Genomic DNA, 3,135 nt, shown 5'->3' with positions numbered 1-3,135 from the left:
GCTTTGTGTATCTAAATTCTAAAAACGATAACTCCATAGACTGCCAAAAAAGCTCCCGAAGGTTCCGTTCAACAGGCTTTCATCTTGTGTCCTGCGGACAAGACGAAAGCTTAGTTATTAGGCGACGTTTTTTGTTACTTTGTTTAAAATCATTCCCACAAATTCAATTAGTCTTTCTGAAGTTTTTTTAGCAAATATTTCGTTGAGAGCTAATACAATCCAGTTGTTTTTTCTTGATGTTCCTAAATCCATCCATCCTTCAAGTTCGCCAACGGGAATTATAAAAATATTTTTTTCGTTAAGTTCTGCTATAAGTTCTACAACTCTTGGTTTTATTGCATCTTCAAATCCTTCAAGTCCATTTTTTTTAGGAAAAGTCCATTTTGAAGTTTCTTTTCTAATTCTATTTAGTGCCCCTTTTGCTCCTCCAAAGGAGTGCTCACTTTTATTTAATTGCTCAAGAAACTCAGTAACATTCTCTTTTAGTTTATCTAATGCTTGTTGTTCCGATGTATTGTCAACCGATTTCGCAATTTCAGTTCGTTTAGCTAATAGCTCTGGCGAAATCTCAGTTTGTGCAACGGCAAGAAATAAATTTTTGAAGTCAGTCTCATCATTTAGTAAATCAATATCGGAAATGACACCGACAGGAATTTGTGTAGCAATTAACAACGAAGCTACATCCTTTAAAGTCTGCTTGTTATGTGAATATACAAAAAGAATTTCTTGGTTATTGTGATGCAACGTTGAAACAGTTTGATAAACAATTCTATCTGCATCAGCTTCACAAACAATTACAGCCTTATGAAATATGGCTTCTAAAACCCTCTGACTTGAAAGCATCGGAGACTTTGATAGATTTTCAGTGGCTTCGGGGGGAATAAGTTTGAAAGTTGTATCATCTTCATTTCTGTTTAACCTATAGATGTCGACCTTTTTATCACTCTGCAATAATCCACTTAGAAAGTTTGAGTTATGCGTTGAGATTATTAATTGACCTGATAATTTATCTGAATTGTCGGCAATCCATTTCCCTAAATATCTTGCTTGTGCTGGATGTAAGAAAGCCTCTGGTTCATCTAAGAGTACTATTCTATCTTTTGAGAATAGTAGACTTAAAACTATTCCTACAAAACTTCTAAAACCATCTCCTTGATTGTCTATTTTATTAAAATCTTTGGTAATTAGATACGCTTTACGAGGGTCTTCTGGAATTTCTGGAAACTCTTTTGCAACTCTTAAGCAAAAGTCCTTAAGACCGCTATAATCAAGCATTACTTCCATTCCGAATGCTTCATTAAATGCTATTTTCAATAATTCTTCATTTTCTTTTTGTAAAAATAGATTTTGAAGAATATTAGCTGGCTCTTCTGTGTCAGGATTAAATGAGTTTGTAGTTCTAATGAGGTTTAATCTTGAAGAAGAATCTAAATGTGAAACTTTAAATTTACTAATGTTCCCCAAAACCCAATCAAGATTTGGCTGTTGTTCGAATTGATATTTTGAATGTTCGAAGTTTATTTCAAAACTGTCTTGACCAGTCATATTGTTATTGATTCCAACTATTCTTTTCTGTCCAATACTATGCTGGCTATCTGAAACTTTTAGGTTTGTGAATAAGTCTTCAAAATTATGTGGCTTTCGGAAATTAATTTCTTTTAGTAAAACAAACTTGCTTGCTAAACCAATTTGCATTCTTTGCTGAATATCTCTTAAAGTTTGAGATTTGCCAACATTATTTGCACCAACTAGAATTGAAATTTTTCCTAAGTTAATTGTTTGGTTATTCTTTAATGTGATACTTTCTATTTCCATTTATGTGTCTTGTTAAAATGACGCCTAACGGTTTGCGGCTTTGCGTTCGGGCGGGTTTTTAGCACAAAACTTCCTTACGAAGCCGTAAACTTCAAAGTTACGAAAAACTGTCATACGAAGCCGTTTCCCCCGCCTGACGCAAAACCGCTGTTAGCAGTAGTGGTTTCTTCCGTTGTCTTGTTAGTCGTCATTTTGATAGCTGTAAAATTCTGTAAGCTCCTCTCGCTACAATGACAAATACAATTGCTCCAATAATTAAGTCGGGATAACCTGAATTGAGCCAATTAACCAAAAGTCCTGCTGTAATTACTCCCGAATTTATGATTATGTCATTTGAAGTAAAAATCATACTTGCTTGCATATGAGCTTCTTTGCTTTTTCTCTTTTGCAATAAATACAGACAAATAACATTAGCTATTAACGCTACAATCGAAACGAAAATCATTGTTTGAAAGTCAGGCATTTTCTCGACTCCAATAAATCGTCTGACTACTTCTATAAAACCAATTACAGCAAGAAGGATTTGAAAGTATCCTGCAAATTTTGCGATATTCTTTTTTCTGACTACTGTTCCGCCAACAGCAATTAATGCAAGTCCATAAACAATACTGTCAGCCAGCATATCTAAACTGTCGGCAACCAAGCCCATTGAGTTTGATATAAGTCCTGTTACAATTTCAATGGCGAAAAACAAAAAATTTATTATTAAAACAGTCCATAAGGTTTTTCTTTCGTCATTTTGATTGTCAGTTGCTGTAAAATTGTCAACCGAAACAGTCGAGAGAATTGAAGTGTCAAATTTTAATGTGTCAAGTCGCTGAAAAATTTGTTCATTATTGTCTATATGAAAAACGTGTAAAAGTCGGTTGGGTATGTCAAATTCTAACGATTGAATATTTGTCAAATCGTCAAGTTTCATCCGAATCATTTGTTCTTCGGATGGACAGTCCATTTTTGTTATCTTAAATGTCGTTTTTTGCATATCACTTCATTGTCTGTTGGGTCGTCCTACCATTACTGCTAACGGGAAAGGGCTTTGCGAGGTGCGGGCTACTGTAAACCGAAAGTCGGGAGGAGAACCAATCTCTAGCAAAAACCATTTTCATTTTTTCAAATTAACAAAAAAAAATGAAATGGTTTTTTGCGGGTATTTTCTAGAATATTTCTAAGATTTCCTTCAACCCCGCATCTTGCAAAACCCATGTTGAACTAAACCTCCGGTAGCTTTTCCCATTCACCGTTTTAGTAATTTTGTTTTTATTAAACCCTAAAAAACATATAAAATGGCTACAAAAAAAAATCTCCGGAGGAGTTAAGGAC

At 34.4% G+C, this 3,135-nt stretch carries 2 protein-coding genes; both read right to left on the bottom strand.

The features are described 5' to 3' along the window. Nucleotides 1-117: 117 nt before the first annotated feature. The gene (locus DQ356_RS11035; protein ID WP_114304554.1) at nt 118-1,815 is read right to left on the bottom strand and encodes an ATP-dependent nuclease; all 1,698 of its coding nucleotides are present in this window, start codon (nt 1,813-1,815) and stop codon (nt 118-120) included. Nucleotides 1,816-2,002: 187 nt separating this feature from the next. Beyond that, the gene (locus DQ356_RS11030) at nt 2,003-2,797 is read right to left on the bottom strand and encodes a cation transporter (RefSeq protein ID WP_042347232.1); all 795 of its coding nucleotides are present in this window, start codon (nt 2,795-2,797) and stop codon (nt 2,003-2,005) included. Nucleotides 2,798-3,135: the final 338 nt, after the last annotated feature.

It is taken from the genome of Chryseobacterium lacus (assembly GCF_003336205.1).
Classification (GTDB): Bacteria; Bacteroidota; Bacteroidia; order Flavobacteriales; family Weeksellaceae; genus Chryseobacterium_A; species Chryseobacterium_A lacus.
This window is presented reverse-complemented; position numbering and strand designations above follow the sequence as displayed.